Source organism: Paraoerskovia marina (assembly GCF_900105445.1).
Taxonomy (GTDB): domain Bacteria; phylum Actinomycetota; class Actinomycetes; order Actinomycetales; family Cellulomonadaceae; genus Paraoerskovia; species Paraoerskovia marina.
The window spans coordinates 2,739,723-2,753,918 of record NZ_LT629776.1; the positions used below are offsets into that span (position 1 = coordinate 2,739,723).

General features: G+C 72.0%; 19 protein-coding genes. 6 read left to right on the forward strand and 13 right to left on the reverse strand.

All coding sequences use genetic code 11. The features are described 5' to 3' along the window. Positions 1-2: 2 nt before the first annotated feature. Genes BLU20_RS12460 through BLU20_RS12470 form a run of 3 tightly spaced genes read right to left on the reverse strand, consistent with a single transcriptional unit; the run spans position 3 to position 1,941 of the window. Positions 3-980, reverse strand: a complete 978-nt coding sequence (locus BLU20_RS12460; RefSeq protein WP_083372704.1) for an o-succinylbenzoate synthase — start codon at positions 978-980, stop codon at positions 3-5. A gap of 38 nt (positions 981-1,018) precedes the next feature. Continuing rightward, the gene (locus tag BLU20_RS12465; RefSeq protein ID WP_083372705.1) at positions 1,019-1,618 is read right to left on the reverse strand and encodes a TetR/AcrR family transcriptional regulator; all 600 of its coding nucleotides are present in this window, start codon (positions 1,616-1,618) and stop codon (positions 1,019-1,021) included. Next, positions 1,618-1,941 carry a DMT family transporter gene (locus BLU20_RS12470; RefSeq protein WP_083372706.1) on the reverse strand — a complete coding sequence of 108 codons (324 nt, stop codon included), beginning with the start codon at positions 1,939-1,941 and terminating at the stop codon, positions 1,618-1,620. Before BLU20_RS12470 ends, BLU20_RS12465 begins: the two co-directional genes overlap by 1 nt. Before the next feature lie 54 nt (positions 1,942-1,995). Here BLU20_RS12470 and BLU20_RS12475 point away from each other — a divergent pair, with 54 nt between their 5' ends. The 3 genes from BLU20_RS12475 to BLU20_RS12485 all read left to right on the forward strand — a co-directional run bounded on the left by BLU20_RS12475 (position 1,996) and on the right by BLU20_RS12485 (position 5,235). Beyond that, on the forward strand, positions 1,996-2,961 hold the full coding sequence (locus BLU20_RS12475) for a 1,4-dihydroxy-2-naphthoyl-CoA synthase (RefSeq protein ID WP_029252112.1): 966 nt from the start codon (positions 1,996-1,998) through the stop codon (positions 2,959-2,961). Between the two features lie 143 nt (positions 2,962-3,104). Then, positions 3,105-4,241: an AMP-binding protein gene (locus BLU20_RS12480; protein WP_083372707.1), complete on the forward strand. Its 1,137-nt coding sequence runs from the start codon at positions 3,105-3,107 to the stop codon at positions 4,239-4,241. Between the two features lie 124 nt (positions 4,242-4,365). Continuing rightward, complete coding sequence (locus BLU20_RS12485; RefSeq protein ID WP_029252110.1) at positions 4,366-5,235, forward strand: 1,4-dihydroxy-2-naphthoate polyprenyltransferase; 870 nt, start codon at positions 4,366-4,368, stop codon at positions 5,233-5,235. Here BLU20_RS12485 and BLU20_RS12490 read toward each other — a convergent pair. Further along, positions 5,125-5,538, reverse strand: a complete 414-nt coding sequence (locus BLU20_RS12490; RefSeq protein WP_231959220.1) for a DUF4229 domain-containing protein — start codon at positions 5,536-5,538, stop codon at positions 5,125-5,127. The two genes, BLU20_RS12485 and BLU20_RS12490, sit on opposite strands and share 111 nt — an antisense overlap. Positions 5,539-5,569: 31 nt before the next feature. Here BLU20_RS12490 and BLU20_RS12495 point away from each other — a divergent pair, with 31 nt between their 5' ends. Beyond that, entirely contained in the window at positions 5,570-5,875 is a 306-nt protein-coding gene (locus tag BLU20_RS12495) for a PLD nuclease N-terminal domain-containing protein (RefSeq protein ID WP_083373060.1), read from the forward strand. Between the two features lie 46 nt (positions 5,876-5,921). On the opposite strand, the gene ccsB is transcribed toward BLU20_RS12495, so the two are convergent. Genes ccsB through BLU20_RS12525 form a run of 6 tightly spaced genes read right to left on the reverse strand, consistent with a single transcriptional unit; the run spans position 5,922 to position 11,242 of the window. Then, positions 5,922-6,941, reverse strand: coding sequence for a c-type cytochrome biogenesis protein CcsB (gene ccsB / locus BLU20_RS12500; protein ID WP_083372709.1), 1,020 nt, complete (start codon positions 6,939-6,941; stop codon positions 5,922-5,924). Beyond that, entirely contained in the window at positions 6,938-8,689 is a 1,752-nt protein-coding gene (resB, locus tag BLU20_RS12505; RefSeq protein WP_083372710.1) for a cytochrome c biogenesis protein ResB, read from the reverse strand. Before resB ends, ccsB begins: the two co-directional genes overlap by 4 nt. Continuing rightward, positions 8,689-9,444 carry a cytochrome c biogenesis CcdA family protein gene (locus tag BLU20_RS12510; protein WP_083372711.1) on the reverse strand — a complete coding sequence of 252 codons (756 nt, stop codon included), beginning with the start codon at positions 9,442-9,444 and terminating at the stop codon, positions 8,689-8,691. The genes resB and BLU20_RS12510 overlap by 1 nt, the downstream gene beginning before the upstream one ends. Before the next feature lie 2 nt (positions 9,445-9,446). Beyond that, complete coding sequence (locus tag BLU20_RS12515) at positions 9,447-10,043, reverse strand: TlpA family protein disulfide reductase (RefSeq protein WP_083372712.1); 597 nt, start codon at positions 10,041-10,043, stop codon at positions 9,447-9,449. Positions 10,044-10,087: 44 nt separating this feature from the next. Further along, positions 10,088-10,738: a histidine phosphatase family protein gene (locus tag BLU20_RS12520; RefSeq protein WP_083372713.1), complete on the reverse strand. Its 651-nt coding sequence runs from the start codon at positions 10,736-10,738 to the stop codon at positions 10,088-10,090. A 27-nt stretch (positions 10,739-10,765) separates the two neighbouring features. Continuing rightward, complete coding sequence (locus tag BLU20_RS12525) at positions 10,766-11,242, reverse strand: MarR family winged helix-turn-helix transcriptional regulator (RefSeq protein WP_083372714.1); 477 nt, start codon at positions 11,240-11,242, stop codon at positions 10,766-10,768. Positions 11,243-11,416: 174 nt separating this feature from the next. Between BLU20_RS12525 and BLU20_RS12530 the strand changes: the two genes are divergently transcribed. Continuing rightward, on the forward strand, positions 11,417-11,965 hold the full coding sequence (locus BLU20_RS12530) for a YceI family protein (protein WP_029252101.1): 549 nt from the start codon (positions 11,417-11,419) through the stop codon (positions 11,963-11,965). A gap of 75 nt (positions 11,966-12,040) precedes the next feature. Here BLU20_RS12530 and BLU20_RS12535 read toward each other — a convergent pair whose 3' ends face one another. Continuing rightward, positions 12,041-12,709, reverse strand: coding sequence for a redox-sensing transcriptional repressor Rex (locus BLU20_RS12535; protein WP_029252100.1), 669 nt, complete (start codon positions 12,707-12,709; stop codon positions 12,041-12,043). Further along, positions 12,706-12,996 (reverse strand): glutaredoxin family protein, encoded by a 291-nt coding sequence (locus BLU20_RS12540; RefSeq protein WP_052366807.1) that lies wholly within the window; start codon positions 12,994-12,996, stop codon positions 12,706-12,708. The genes BLU20_RS12535 and BLU20_RS12540 overlap by 4 nt, the downstream gene beginning before the upstream one ends. Positions 12,997-13,055: 59 nt before the next feature. On the opposite strand from BLU20_RS12540, the gene BLU20_RS12545 reads away from it, so the two are divergent. Then, entirely contained in the window at positions 13,056-13,904 is an 849-nt protein-coding gene (locus BLU20_RS12545; protein WP_083372715.1) for an HAD family hydrolase, read from the forward strand. Between the two features lie 80 nt (positions 13,905-13,984). Here BLU20_RS12545 and BLU20_RS12550 read toward each other — a convergent pair whose 3' ends face one another. Further along, positions 13,985-14,083 (reverse strand): 30S ribosomal protein bS22, encoded by a 99-nt coding sequence (locus tag BLU20_RS12550; protein ID WP_003792170.1) that lies wholly within the window; start codon positions 14,081-14,083, stop codon positions 13,985-13,987. Between the last annotated feature and the right edge of the window lie 113 nt (positions 14,084-14,196).

Consider the following 14,196-nt stretch of genomic DNA (forward strand, 5'->3'; position numbering starts at 1 on the left):
ACTCACAGTGCCACGGCCCGCGCGGCGACGCGTCGGACACGCTCGTCCCACCAGGCGACGGTCGCCGGGTCCGGCGCCGCCGCGGCCAGGCGATCGGTCCGTGGCTCGACCGGGCGCACGGCGATCTCGCCGTCCACGGGCGCGAGGGGACGGTCGACGACGTCGCGCGTCAACAACTGGGTGGTCGCGAGCCCGCAGGCGTACGGCAGCTCGGGCAGCGCAGCCGCGAGCGCCACCCCGGCGGCGATCCCGACGGAGCTCTCGACGGCCGAGGAGACGACGACGGGCAGTCCGAGACGCTCGGCCAGGTCGAGGCAGCGACGGACCCCGCCGAGCGGCTGCACCTTGAGCACGATCACGTCGGCGGCGTCGGCCGCCACGACGGCGAACGGGTCGTCGGCGCGCCGGATCGACTCGTCGGCGGCCACGGGGACGTCGACGCGGCGGCGGACGGCGGCCAGGCCTGCGACGTCGGGGCAGGGCTGCTCGACGTACTCGAGCCCGCCGGCCGCGCGGTCGAGCCGCACGATGCGGCGGACCGCCTCGTCGGGGTCCCAGGCGCCGTTCGCGTCGATGCGCACCCGCCCGTGCGGACCGAGTGCGTCGCGGACCGCCTCGAGGCGCTCGATCTCGGCGCCCAGCTCCTCGACGGTGCCGTCCGCGCCGCGTTGGGCGACCTTGACCTTCGCGGTCGTGCACCCGTCGGACGACCGGACGATCTGCGCGGCCCGGGAACCGTCGACGGCCGGGACGGTCACGTTCACCGGGACGGAGCCCCGCACGGGGTCCGGCCATCCCTGGTCGGCCGCCTCCCGGGCCGCGGCCCACCACGCGGCGGCCTCTGCGTCGTCGTACTCCCGGAACGGCGAGAACTCGCCCCACCCGGCGTCTCCGCGGACCAGGACGCCCTCGCGAACGTCGATCGACCGGAATCGCACCCGGAGCGGCAGACTGTAGACGTGCAGGTCGGCGTCGGACATCCTGCCAGCGTACTGACGTGAGCCCCGTGCGGGGTCCGCTACGGCGCGAGCACCTGCTGGATGAGCCGTACCGCCAGCTCGCGGGCGTCGCGTCCCTCCGCCAGGGCGCTGACGGCGGCACCGTCGACGATCGCGACGAGCAGGTGCGAGCGGTCCGCGAGCCCGAGGACGGTGAAGAGCTCGGCGAGCGCGTCGTCGAGGACCACCCGACCGTCGGCGTAGGCCTGGGCGAGCTCGGGGACCCGACCCGCGCCCACGAGGTGCTCGTAGAACCCGCGCACCGCGTTGCGGTCGCCCGCCGGGAGGATCGCGTCCGTCAGGATCTCTGCGCGCCGAAGGTCCGCCTCGGGCCCGTCGAGCCCGCCCGCGGTCTCCGCGGCCCGCGCCACCTCCACCTGCTCCTCGACGTGCGCCCCCCATCCGTCGACGATCAGCGCGCCCGCCGCGGCGAGCAGGTCCGTGATCCCGCTGAAGTAGTACGTGGTGGCGGCGAGCGGGACGTCGGCGACCGCGGCGACGTGCCGGTGCGTGACGGCGGCCGCCCCCTCGCTCAGCATGATGTCGGCGGCGGCGCGGACGATCGCGTCGTGGCGACGGCGACCCCGGGCCTGCCGACGGGGGGTGTTCTGGGTCGGCACTAGTGACTTCCTCCGGAGATGTTGAACCCGACGACGCCGGCGACGATCAGGACGAGCGAGACGATCTTGAGCACGCTGACCGGCTCGCCGAACCACGCGATGCCGAGCAAGGCCGTCCCGACGGCACCGATCCCCACCCAGACGGCGTAGGCCGTACCGACGGGTAATGTCTTGAGCGCGTACGAGAGACCGGCCATGCTCGCCGCGAGCATGACGACGAACCCGACGGTCGGCCACAGACGGCTGAGCCCGTCCGAGGCCTTGAGGCTGAGTGCCCATCCGGTCTCGAGGAGCCCGGAGAGGACGAGAACGATCCATGCCATAGTGGTACGAGCGTACCACTATCGGATCGCACGACCGCGGACTAGGGTGACGACGTGAGCGCACTCCCCCGCACCGTGTCCCAGACCTTCGACCCCCAGGCGTGGCGCGACGTCGCCGGGTTCGAGGATCTCACCGACCTCACGTACCACCGCGGCGTCGCGCGGACCGCGGACGGGGAGCGCGACCTCCCCGTCGTCCGCGTCGCGTTCGACCGGCCCGAGGTCCGCAACGCCTTCCGCCCCCACACGGTCGACGAGCTCTACCGGGTGCTCGACCACGCCCGCATGACGTCCGACGTCGGGACCGTGCTGATCACCGGCAACGGCCCCTCGCCCAAGGACGGCGGCTGGGCGTTCTGCTCCGGCGGCGACCAACGCATCCGCGGCCGCTCCGGCTACCAGTACACGACCGCCGAGGACGGCGGCGGGGAGGTCGCCACCGTCGACGCCGTCGACCCCGCCCGGGCAGGACGCCTGCACATCCTCGAGGTCCAGCGCCTCATCCGCACCATGCCAAAGGTCGTGATCGCCGTCGTCGACGGCTGGGCCGCCGGTGGCGGGCACTCTCTCCACGTCGTCGCCGACCTCTCCATCGGCTGCCGCCAGCACGGACGGTTCAAGCAGACCGACGCCGACGTGGGCTCGTTCGACGGCGGGTACGGGTCCGCCTACCTCGCCAAGCAGGTGGGACAGAAGCGCGCCCGCGAGATCTTCTTCCTCGCCCGCACCTACACCGCCGAGGACGCCGAACGCTGGGGAGCGCTCAACGAGGTCGCCGACCACGACGACCTCGAGGCGCTCGCCGTCGACTACGCGCGCACGATCGCGGGCAAGTCCCCGCAGGCCGTGCGGATGCTGAAGTTCGCCTTCAACCTCGCCGACGACGGGATGATGGGTCAGCAGGTGTTCGCCGGGGAGGCGACACGCCTCGCATACATGACCGACGAGGCCGTCGAGGGGCGCGACGCGTTCCTCGAGCGCCGTGAGCCCGACTGGTCCGGGTTCCCCTACGCCTTCTGAGCGAACTTCCTCGCCGCCTGAGCTCCCGGCCGCCTGATTTCCCCGCCGAGCGGCACGTTCTGGTCCTCTCCGGGGCGCGGAGACGGCAGCAACGTGCCGCTCGGCGGACGCGATCGGCGCGGCACCGTGCCTAGCATGGGCGGGTGCCCGTCGACCCCGCCGCGAACCCTGCCGACCTGCGTCGCGCCGTCGCGCGCGCCCTCGACGGCGGGCCCACGGTCGTCGCCACAGGGCAGACCCCGGACGCGCCGGTGCCGCCCGGCACCGCGATGGTCGTCCCGACCTCGGGGTCGACCGGGGAACCGCGCGCCGTCGCGCTCTCGGCCGCTGCCCTGCGGGCGTCCGCAGACGCGACCCACGCCCGCCTCGGCGGTGCCGGCGACTGGCTGCTCGCCCTGCCTGCCACCCACGTCGCGGGCCTCCAGGTCGTCTCGCGCTCCGTCGTCGGGGGCGGAGCGCTCGTCACGACGGCGTTCGACCGCTTCACCCCAGACGTCGTCGTCCGGCTCGAGGGCAAGGCTCACGGCAAACGCCGCTACCTCTCGCTCGTGCCCACGCAGCTGCACCGGGTCATGGACGCCGGCGGCCCTGCGGTCGCGGCGCTCGCCCGCCTCGACGCCGTGCTCCTGGGCGGCGCGCCCGCCGCGCCCGCGCTCCTGGACCGCGCCCGCGCGGCCGGTATCCCGGTCGTCACGACCTACGGGATGACCGAGACCTGCGGCGGGTGCGTGTACGACGGCGTCCCGCTCGACGGCGTCCGGGTGCGGCTCGGTCATGGGCCGGCGGGGCCCGTCGTCGAGCTCGGCGGACCGGTGCTCGCCGCGGGCTACGTCGGCGACCCGCACGCGACCGACGCCGCGTTCGTCGAGTCCGACGGCCTGCGCTGGTTCCGGACTAACGACCTCGGCGCCTGGGACGGAGCCACTCTCCGGGTCCTCGGACGCGCGGACGACGTGATCCTCACCGGCGGCGTCAACGTCGCGCCCGTCGGGGTGGAAGAGGTCGTCGCAGGGCTCGACGGCGTGGGCGAGGCCTGCGTCGTCGGCGTGCCGGACGCCGAGTGGGGGCAGGTCGTCGTCGCCGTCGTCACGAGCCGGTCGCGGGCCGAGCCCCTCGACGGCGCCACCCTCCTGCCCGAGCTCCGGGCACGTGTCACGGCACGCCTCGGCGGACCCGCGGCTCCCCGCCGCGTCGTCGTCGTCGACGCCCTCCCGCTGCGCGACTCCGGGAAGGTCGACCGCGCCGCGTGCCGGGCCCTCGCCGAGCGTCAACGGGAGTAGTCCTCAAAGTCCAGGACGAGAGCCCTCGGTCGAAGCCGCCGCCCACGCGTCCGGACCGGTGCGGGCACCGGCGGCCGATACGCTGGGGGCCGCCGTCGACCCGCACAATCGTCCAGGAGGACCCATGGCCACCCGCTCCGAGTGGATCGCAGGCGCGCGCCTGCGCACTCTTCCTGCGGCCGCCGCGCCCGTCCTGGTCGGTTCCGGCGCCGCCGCCGCGATCGACGGGTTCGCCCTGCTCCCGGCGCTCCTGGCGCTCGGCGTCGCGCTCTCGCTGCAGGTGGGGGTCAACTACGCGAACGACTACTCCGACGGGGTCCGGGGCACGGACGTGGACCGGGTGGGGCCGATGCGACTGACCGCCTCGGGCGCGGCACCCGCCCGCCAGGTCAAGTACGCGGCCTTCGGCTCGTTCGCCGTCGCGGCGGTCCTCGGGTTCGCGCTCGTCCCGCCGACCGGTCACTGGTGGCTGCTCGCCGTCGGCGCGGTGTCGATCGCGGCCGGCTGGTACTACACCGGCGGGCGGAGTCCCTACGGCTACCGGGGACTCGGAGAGGTCGGCGTGTTCGTGTTCTTCGGCCTCGTCGCGACCGTCGGGACGACGTACGTGCAGGCCGACCGGGTCCCGTGGTTCGGCTGGGTCGGTGCGGTCGCCGTCGGTTCGATCGCCTGCGCGATCCTCATGGTCAACAACATCCGCGACATCCCGACCGACTATGTGGCGGGCAAGCGGACCCTCGCGGTCCGGCTCGGCGACCGTCGGGCCCGGTGGGCCTACGTCGGTATGATCTGGGTGCCGCTCGCGCTCGGCGTCGTCTGCGCGATCGCCGCGCCGTGGAGCCTGCTCGTGCTACTCCTCCTCGCACCGGCGGTTTTGCTCTGCCTACCGGTCCTGGCCGGTGCGACCGGACCCGGCCTCGTCCGCGTGCTCGCCGGGACCGGGATGTTCGAGCTCGCCTTCGGCATCCTTCTCGGGCTCGGTCTCGCCCTCTAGCTCCGCGCCCCCGCCGCGCCGGTCCAGCCCGCGCGCGGCATCGTCCGCCGCGTCCTCGTAGGCGGCCTCGTCCTCGATCTCCCGGGAGAACTTCTCGCCGGTCGCCCTGCGGTGCTCGGACCGCGCGGCGAGGTACTCGGACGCGCGGGTCCGCGGGCCGTTCAGGGCGAGGTAGGACACGAAGAACGCCGCCAGTGCGGCGATGACGATCAGTAACCAGTCCCGCATCCCCACCGCGTAGAGCGCGACGAGCACCCCGGCGAAGACGGCGAGGCGGAGCAGGGAATACACGACGAAGGGCACGGGACCCAGCCTAGGCCCTTAGGCTGTGCGCATGGCGCGCGTAGCAATTGTCCTGGTCGTCGTCGGCCTCACCGTGTATGCGCTGACCGACTGCATCGGCAGCGAGGAGTCCGAGCGCAACGGAATCCCCCGTGGACTCTGGATCCTCATGATCGTGATCCTTCCGGTGCTCGGCCCCGTCGCGTGGCTGATCACGAGCCGCAACGGCCGGGCACGCCCGGCGGCACGCCGCGGACCTGTCGCCCCCGACGACGACCCCGACTTCCTGTGGCGTCTGCGCCAGGAGGAGCGTCGCCGCAAGCAGGACGGCACCGACGCCTCCGACGACGCGGAGTAGCCACGCGCACCGCAGGGTCGGGCACGCGGGTCGACCACACGAGGGGTCACATGCCCGAGTACGAGTGCTTCCCGTTGAAGATCAGGTTCACGCCGGTGAAGTTGAAGATGACGCACGCGTAGCCGACGAGCACGAAGTAGGCGGCACGACGTCCGGACCAGCCCCGGGTGGTGCGGGCGTGCAGGTAGGCCGCGTAGACCACCCAGACGACGAAGCTCCAGACCTCCTTGGGGTCCCAGCCCCAGTACCGGCCCCACGCGTGCTCGGCCCAGATCGCGCCGGCGATCACCGTGAAGGTCCACAGGACGAACCCGACGGCGTTGAGCCGGAAGCTGAGCCCCTCGAGGCGCGTCGGGGTCGGGGTCAGCTCGAGCCAGCCCCAGCCGCGGCGGTTGAGGATCGCACTGCCCTCGTCCCGCGAGTCACGCAGCAGCTGCAGGACCGACATCAGGAACGCGACGGTGAAGATCCCGGAAGCGATGATCGCGACACCCACGTGGATGACGAGCCAGTAGGACTGCAGCGCCGGCTGGAGCCCGTCGGCCGGGACGAAGAAGTTGACCTGCGCGACCGCGATGAACAGGATCGCGATGCCCGTGACGAACGCACCGAGCCAGCGGATGTCGCGGCGTACGTTCACACCGAGGAAGACCACGAGCGCGACGAATGCGCCGACGAGCGTGAACTCGTACATGTTGGCCCAGGGGGCACGGCCCGCGGCGACACCTCGGGCCGCGATGGCGACGCCGAGCAGGATCGTGCCGAGCCAGGCCGTCGAGACCCCGATCCCCGCGGCACGACGACGCTGCGGGGCCTCGTCGGTCGCGGTCACCGTCGCCGTGGACCCGCCGGCGGGTGTTCCACCCTCGACCGCTGACGAGACCGAGGCGCCGGCGGAGTCGGCCGACTCGGCCGCCGGGGCGGCGTCGGACTCCTCCTCGGCGCGGGAAGCCTCGGCCCGACGGGCGGAGACCTGCGCGAGATCCATCGCGAAGGCGATCAGGGACACCGCCAGCACGGTGGCAGCCCCCCAGACCAGGTCGGTGCTGAACTCGGCGATGCTCATCGGTCGGCCTTCCTTGGTGCGGGGCCGTCGGCCTCGCCGTTCGTGGTGGTGTCGTCGCTGCTCGTGTCGTCACTGCTGGTGTCGCCGTCGCCGGCCCCGATACCGGGCAGGTCTGCGAGGAGGTCGTCGACCTGCCCCTGGAGCCCCGCGTCGTCGTGCCGGGCCAGGCCCGCGACCTCTACGACGGTACGCCCGTCCTCGGCCCACGTGCGCAGCCAGACGCGGCGCCGGGGCGTGAAGAGCGACACGGCGAGCCCGCCGAGGGCGAGGAGCGAGAACGTGAGGATGAAGCCCAGCGCGGGGTCGTGGCGCAGGTCGAGGGCCACGTACCGGGGCAGGTCCTCGAAGGTGATGCTCCCGCCGTCGGGCAGGTTGACGGTGTCACCGACGCCCAGGACGATCGTCGTCGGGGTCCCGTCCTCCTCGGTCGACGGCGTCATGTCGTCGGTGTCGAGGCTGTAGACGTTCTGCGGGACACCCTCGTCGAGGCCGAGGTCACCCGTGTAGACGTCGAGGACGAGCTGCGGGTTCCCGGGCTGGGGGTAGACCGAGCGTGCACCGCCGTCCTCCATCACCGCGGTGGGCAGGAGGTACCCGACGAACCCGATCTGCTCGAGGCCCGGCGAGACGTCCGGGACCTTGATGACCCCGCGGGAGGTGTAGACCTGGTCCTCGGGGATGAAGGGCACCGGTCCGGCGAACGCGACCTCGCCGTCGGCGTCGCGGACGGTGACGTCGGGCGCGTAGCCGTTGCCCTGGAGGTAGATCTTGGCGTCGCCCGCGTCGAGCGGATGGTTGACCTTGATGGTCTCGGAGGTCGGCTCCCCGCCGGGCTCGGTCACGGTCACGTAGGCCGTGAAGTCGCGAGGGGTCCCGACGGCGTCGAACTCCGACTCGAACCGGTCGAGCGTCATCGTGAACGCCTCGAGCGACGTCGGGTCGAACAGTGCGCCGTTCTCGAACGTGTCGTAGTCCACGACCGAGTTCCCGAACCCGCGTTCCTCGACGAGGATCGCCTGTCCGCGGTAGTGCAGCATCTGGCCGGTCGCGACGGAGACGAGCAGCCCGAGCAGCGCCAGGTGGAAGAGAAGGTTGCCGGACTCGCGAAGATACCCGCGCTCGGCGGCGACGGTCGCCGTCGCCGGTCGGTTCGCGGTCGCAGGCTCCTCGCCGCGTTCCACCCGGAAGATCGGGAGCACCCGACGACGTCCGCGCAGGTGAAGCACCGCGGCGTCGGCGACGGCCTCGGGTGCGGCCGACGACGTCCCCGTGGCCTGCGCGGGGAAGCGTGCGAACCGTCGGGGGGTCCGTGGTGGCCGGCCCCGCAGCGCGCGCCAGTGCGCGGCCGTCCGCGGCAGGATGCAGCCCACGAGGGAGACGAAGAGCAGGAGGTAGATGGCCGAGAACCAGACGGACGAGTACACGTCGAAGAACCCGGCGGCCTCGAGCCAGGGTCCGGTGGTCGGGTGGTCGACGAGGTACGCGGCGACGGCCGCGGCGTCCTGAGAGGTCTGCGGAAGCACCGAGCCGGGAACGGCCGCGACCGCCAGCAGCATCAGCAGGAGGAGCGCGACGCGCATCGACGTCAGCTGACGCCACATCCACCGCAGCATGCCGCGGACGCCGATCGCGGGCGCGGTCGGGCGCGCGGCCGGCGCCGGGGCGGAACCGTCCGGACGGGCGGACGAGGACTCCCCGGTGGAGAACGCGTCGTCGATGCCCTCGGGGCGGTACGGGGTCCGTGCCATCAGATCACCGGCTCGAATCCGCCGATCCACACGGATATCTGCGACATCCACGCGGACCAGACCCCGGTCACCAGCAGGACCCCGAGGGCGACGAGCAGGCCGCCGCCGATCCGCATGATCGCGAGCCGGTGACGGCGCAGGAACCCGACCATGCGCTCCGACGACTCGAGGCCGAGCGCGATGGCGAGGAACGGCAGGCCGAGCCCGATCGAGTAGGCGACCCCGAGGATCGCGCCACGACCCGCCGAGCCGGAGTCGAGCGACAGGGCGAGGACGGCAGCGAGCGTCGGGCCGATGCAGGGCGCCCAGCCCAGGCCGAACACGACGCCGAGCACGGGCGCGCCCCACAGTCCGGCCCGAGGCGCGACGTGGATGCGCCGCTCGCGCTGCAACGCCGGGAACGCGCCGAGGAACACGAGTCCCATGGCGATCACCACGACGCCGAGCACGCGCATGACGGTGTCCTCGACGGCCAGGATCTGCGCACCGATCACGCCGGCGAGCACCGTGAGCGTCACGAAGACGAGCGCAAAGCCGGCGACGAAGAGCGCCACACCGCCGACGACGCGGCCTCGGCCCGGGCGCTCCTTCTCGCCCGCGGTCGCGGCGGCCATACCGCCGACGTACCCGACGTAGCCCGGGACGAGCGGAAGGACGCACGGCGACGCGAACGACACGAGGCCCGCGAGAAGCGAGACCGGGACCGCCAGGAGGAGCGAGCCGGAGAACGCGGCGGTCGCGAAGTCTCCGCCCACGGTCAGAGCTCCCCGGCGTCGTCGACGAGATCGTCGAGGGTCGACGGCTCGACCTCGCCGATCACCCGGGCTGCCACGCGCCCCTCGGGGTCGAGCAGCACCGTGGTCGGGACCGCCTGGAGCGGCACCGTCCCCTGGAGCGTCGCGACGGCGGAGCCGTCCTTGTCGTCGATCGACGGGTACGACACCTCGAAGGTGCGCTCGAAGGCCTGGGCCGTCCCGGCGTCGTCGGTCCCGTTGATCCCCACGACCTGGACGTCGTCACGGTTGGTGTCGACGTCGACGAGCGTCGGCGCCTCGGCGCGGCACGGAGCGCACCCCGCGTACCAGGTGTTGAGGAGCACGACCTGGCCGAGGTAGTCGCTCGTGTCGACCGCATTGCCGTCGTAGTCGGTGCCCGTGATCGTCACCGGCTCGCTGCGCTCGTCGGGCTCCCAGGCCCGCACGGACCCGTCCCCCGAGACGTACCCCTGGTCGAGGGCATCCGCGGTCCCGGTCGACCCGGAGTCCTGGGCGCAGCCCGCCAGCACCAGGGCCGGCAGGACGAGCGCGGCCAGGACACGGGCGCGCGCCAGCGGCGAACGTCGAACGAGGGGCATGCCTGGAGTTTCCATGACGATCCTGAACCGAACCTGTGAACGCCTCAGGCGCCGGGGGTGGTGGCCGCGCCAGGGAGGAGGTCGGCGACCGGCTCGGTGTAGCTCAGCCCGACGAACCGGTCGTCCTCGAATCGCAGCGACGTCAGCGAGGCGAGCGAGCACTGCCGCTTGCGCGGGTCGTGCCAGAGCCGACGGCCCTCGAGGCTCAGCCGAGTGATCCACACCGGCAGCTGGTGCGAGACCAGCACGACCTCGTGGCCGGCGTTGGCGTCGCGTGCGGACCGCACGGCCGCCGCCATCCGGGCCACCTGATCCTTGTACGGCTCGCCCCACGACGGCCGCATCGGGTTCCACAGGTAGCGCCAGTGCTCCGGGTGCTTCAGGGAGCCGTCCCCGACGCCGAACGTCATGCCCTCGAAGTGGTTGCCCGCCTCGATGAGGCGCTCGTCGGTGCCGAGCTCGAGCCCGAGCGCCCCGGCGATCGGCGTCGCGGTCTGCTGCGCGCGCTGCAGCGGCGAGGCGATCACCGCGGTGATGTCGCGGCCCGCCTCGGGGTCAGCAAGGTGTGAGGCGACGCGCCGTGCCATCTCGTGCCCACGCTCCGAGAGATGGTAGCCGGGGATACGGCCGTAGAGGATTCCGTCTGGGTTGTGCACCTCGCCGTGACGCATGAGGTGGACCGTCGTGGTGACCATGCGCCCAGTCTCCCAGACGGCGGCCCGCTACTCGTCCTCGCGGCACGCCCGGGCGATGGAGGCCATCGCCCGGCCGAGGCTCTCGAGCTCGGCGTCGTCGAGGGCGTCGACCATGTACCGACGGACCCCCTCGACGTGGATCGGGGCCTCCTGCTCGAGGGTCTCGAACCCGTTGGGTGTCAGCGTGCATTCGATCCCACGACGGTCGCCCTCCGCCTCGGAGCGGGCGACGAATCCCTTCGCCTCGAGCCGCCGCACCGTGTGCGTGACCCGGCTGCGCGAGTACGCGAGCCCGTCGGCCAGGCGCGACATCCGCATCGAGTGTCCCGGGGACTCCGAGAGGCGGACGAGGACCTCGTACTCGCTGAGGGAGACGCTCAGGTGCTCGTCGTGCCACCGGGCCAGGGCCTCGCTCAGCCGCGAGGCACCCTCGATGTAGCGGCGCCACTGGACCTGCTGGTCCGCATCGAGCCAGCGCGGCTCACCCGTCGTCTCTTCAGGCATCCCTGCTCCCCCTTGGTCGGAACACATTTTCTATCAGGCTACGAACACTTGCGCCCGGGCCGTCCACAGCCTCGAGGCGATCTGTCTCGCGACCGCGGGAATAGACCGTGACTTCCTCGGGTTCCCACGGTACGCTTTGATTGAACATTCAACTACTTCTCGAAGGAGCACCCCATGACCGCACTGCCCACCGGCCTCACCGCCGGCACCCACGCCATCGACGCCTCGCACTCGCAGGCCGCGTTCGTCGTCCGCCACGCCGGGATCTCCAAGGTCCGCGGAAGCATCGCGATCAGCGCCGGCACCATCACGGTCGGCGAGGACCTGGAGTCGTCGAGCGTGACCGCGACGCTCGACGCCGCGTCGGTCAGCACCGGCGACGAGGGCCGCGACGGGCACCTGCGCTCGGCCGACTTCTGGGACGCCGAGTCGAACCCGACCTGGACGTTCACCTCGACCTCCGTCCGCGCCGACGGGGACGACTACGTCATCGAGGGCGACCTGACGATCAACGGCACGACGCGGCCCGTCACCCTCGAGACCGAGTTCTCCGGTGCCGCGACCGACCCGTTCGGCAACCCCCGTGTGGGCTTCGAGGCCTCGACCAAGATCTCGCGCAAGGACTTCGGGCTGACCTGGAACGCACCGCTCGAGGCCGGCGGCGTGCTCATCGGCGACAAGATCACGATCACGCTCGACGTCTCGGCGATCACCGCCTCCTGAGGACGGTCGCCCGCCCGGGCGACCACCCCGGTCATGGCCTGACGGCCACGGTTCCGCTCTCCTGCGGACCGGCCGTCAGGCCATTCCCATCTCACGGGCCTGCTTGTGGAACGCAAGGATCTGCAGCTCGGAACCCACGTCGACCGCCTGCACGTCGACGTCGTCGGGCACCTGGAGCGAGATCGGGGCGAAGGAGAGGATCCCGCGGACGCCGGCCTGGACGATCGCGTCCACCGCGTCCTGCGCCGACCGCGCCGGGGTCGCCACGATCGCGAACGACACCCGCTCGCGCTCGACCACGGCATCGATGTCGGCCATCGCCTCGACGACGATCCCGCGGACGTCCTTGCCGATCACCCCGTCGTTGTTGTCGAGCAGGGCCACGACCTTGAAGCCGCGCGAGTCGTACCCGCGGTAGTCCGCGAGCGCCTGGCCCAGGTTTCCCATCCCGACGATCATCACGCGGTGCTCGGTGGCGAGACCGAGCACCCGGTTCATCGACTCCGCGAGCGCCTCGACGTTGTACCCCACCCCGCGGGTGCCGAAGGAGCCGAGGAAGGACAGGTCCTTGCGCAGCTGTGCCGAGCTCACGCCGGACAGCTCGGCGAGGCCGGAGGACGACGACGTCCCGACCCCGCGCTCGATCAGCAGGTGCAGAGCACGCAGGTAGGTCGGCAGGCGCGCGACGGTCGCCGCGGGAACCTGGTTCCCGGTGGGGTCGGCGTTCTTTCCGGTGGGGCTCACTGCGTCACTCCTCGACGATCATCGGTTCCGCCCGGCTGTCCGCGACGCAGGGCCTTCTCCAGTCGAACGGGGTCCACGGTGTAGACGGCTCGACGAACACCGTCCACGGTGACCACCGGCACGAACTCCCCGTGCTCGTCGGCGAGCGCAGGGTCCGTGTCCACGTCGGTCTCGACCCACCGGGTGTCAGTCCGCGCGCACACGTCGGCGACGACGTCGCGCGCGACCTCGCAGAGATGACACCCGTCTCGCCCGTAGAGGACGACCCGGGCAGCATTCTCCGTCACCTTCCCAGGATAGTCGCCTGTTCGACGACCGAGTGCTCTACGCCACTAGAGTGGGGACCATGCCGCACGACGTTGGACCGGAGGACCCCGATCCCCTCGACCAGAACCCCACCGCCGACGACGACGGGGCGAACGACGGCGTCGTGGCCGCGTTCTTCGACATCGACAACACGATCATCCGGGGGGCGTCGGCCGCACACCTCGCGCATGCCCTGTACCGCAGGGAGTTCTTCGGCATCCGCGACCTGCTGCGCCTGGTGGTCCACAACGCGCGGTACCTGACGTTCGGCGAGAACAAGAAGCAGATCGACACGGTCCGCTCGCACGCGCTGTCGATCGTCGCGGGGCACACGGTCTCCGAGATCGTCGCGATCGGCGAGGAGGTCTACGACCAGGTCCTGGAGCTGCGGATCTACCCGGGCACCCAACGTCTGCTCAACGAGCACATCGAGGCCGGGCACGAGGTCTGGCTGGTCTCGGCGACGCCCGCGGAGATCGGCACGCTGATCAGCCGCCGCCTCGGCGGGACCGGCGCTCTCGGGTCGGTCGCCGAGACGGTCGACGGCGTCTACACGGGCCGCATGGTCGGCGACATGATGCACGGCAAGGCCAAGGCCGCCGGCGTGCGGGCACTGGCCGAGCAGCGGGGTATCGACCTCGCGGCCTCGTCCGCCTACGGCGACTCGCTCAACGACGTCTCGATGATGGAGACCGTCGGCAACCCGTGCGCGATCAACCCGGACGCACGCCTGCGCCGGCACGCGGCCCGGGTCGGCTGGCCCGTCCGCGAGTTCCGCGGCCGCCGCAACCGTGCCGCGCGTCGCGGTGCCGCGACGCTGAGCTGGGCCGGTGCCGTCTGGGCGGCGGCGCTCGTGGCCCGGTCGATCAAGCGCACCGTCCAGCGCTGAGGCGCCGACCGGCAAAGAACCCCCGAGACGGCGACGAGCCCGGTCCCTGACGGGGCCGGGCTCGATGCGTGCAGCGAGTGCTACTTCTTGTTGCGGCGCTGGTGGCGCGTCTTACGAAGCAACTTGCGGTGCTTCTTCTTCGCCATGCGCTTACGGCGCTTCTTGATGACGGAGCCCATAGGTTCCTCGCAATACTCGTCGGCGTTCGGTCGGATGTTGACCGGGTTCGTGGATCCCGGTCACGCATGCGCGACCGATTGAAGTCCACCAGCCATCCTACTCTCTGCAGTGG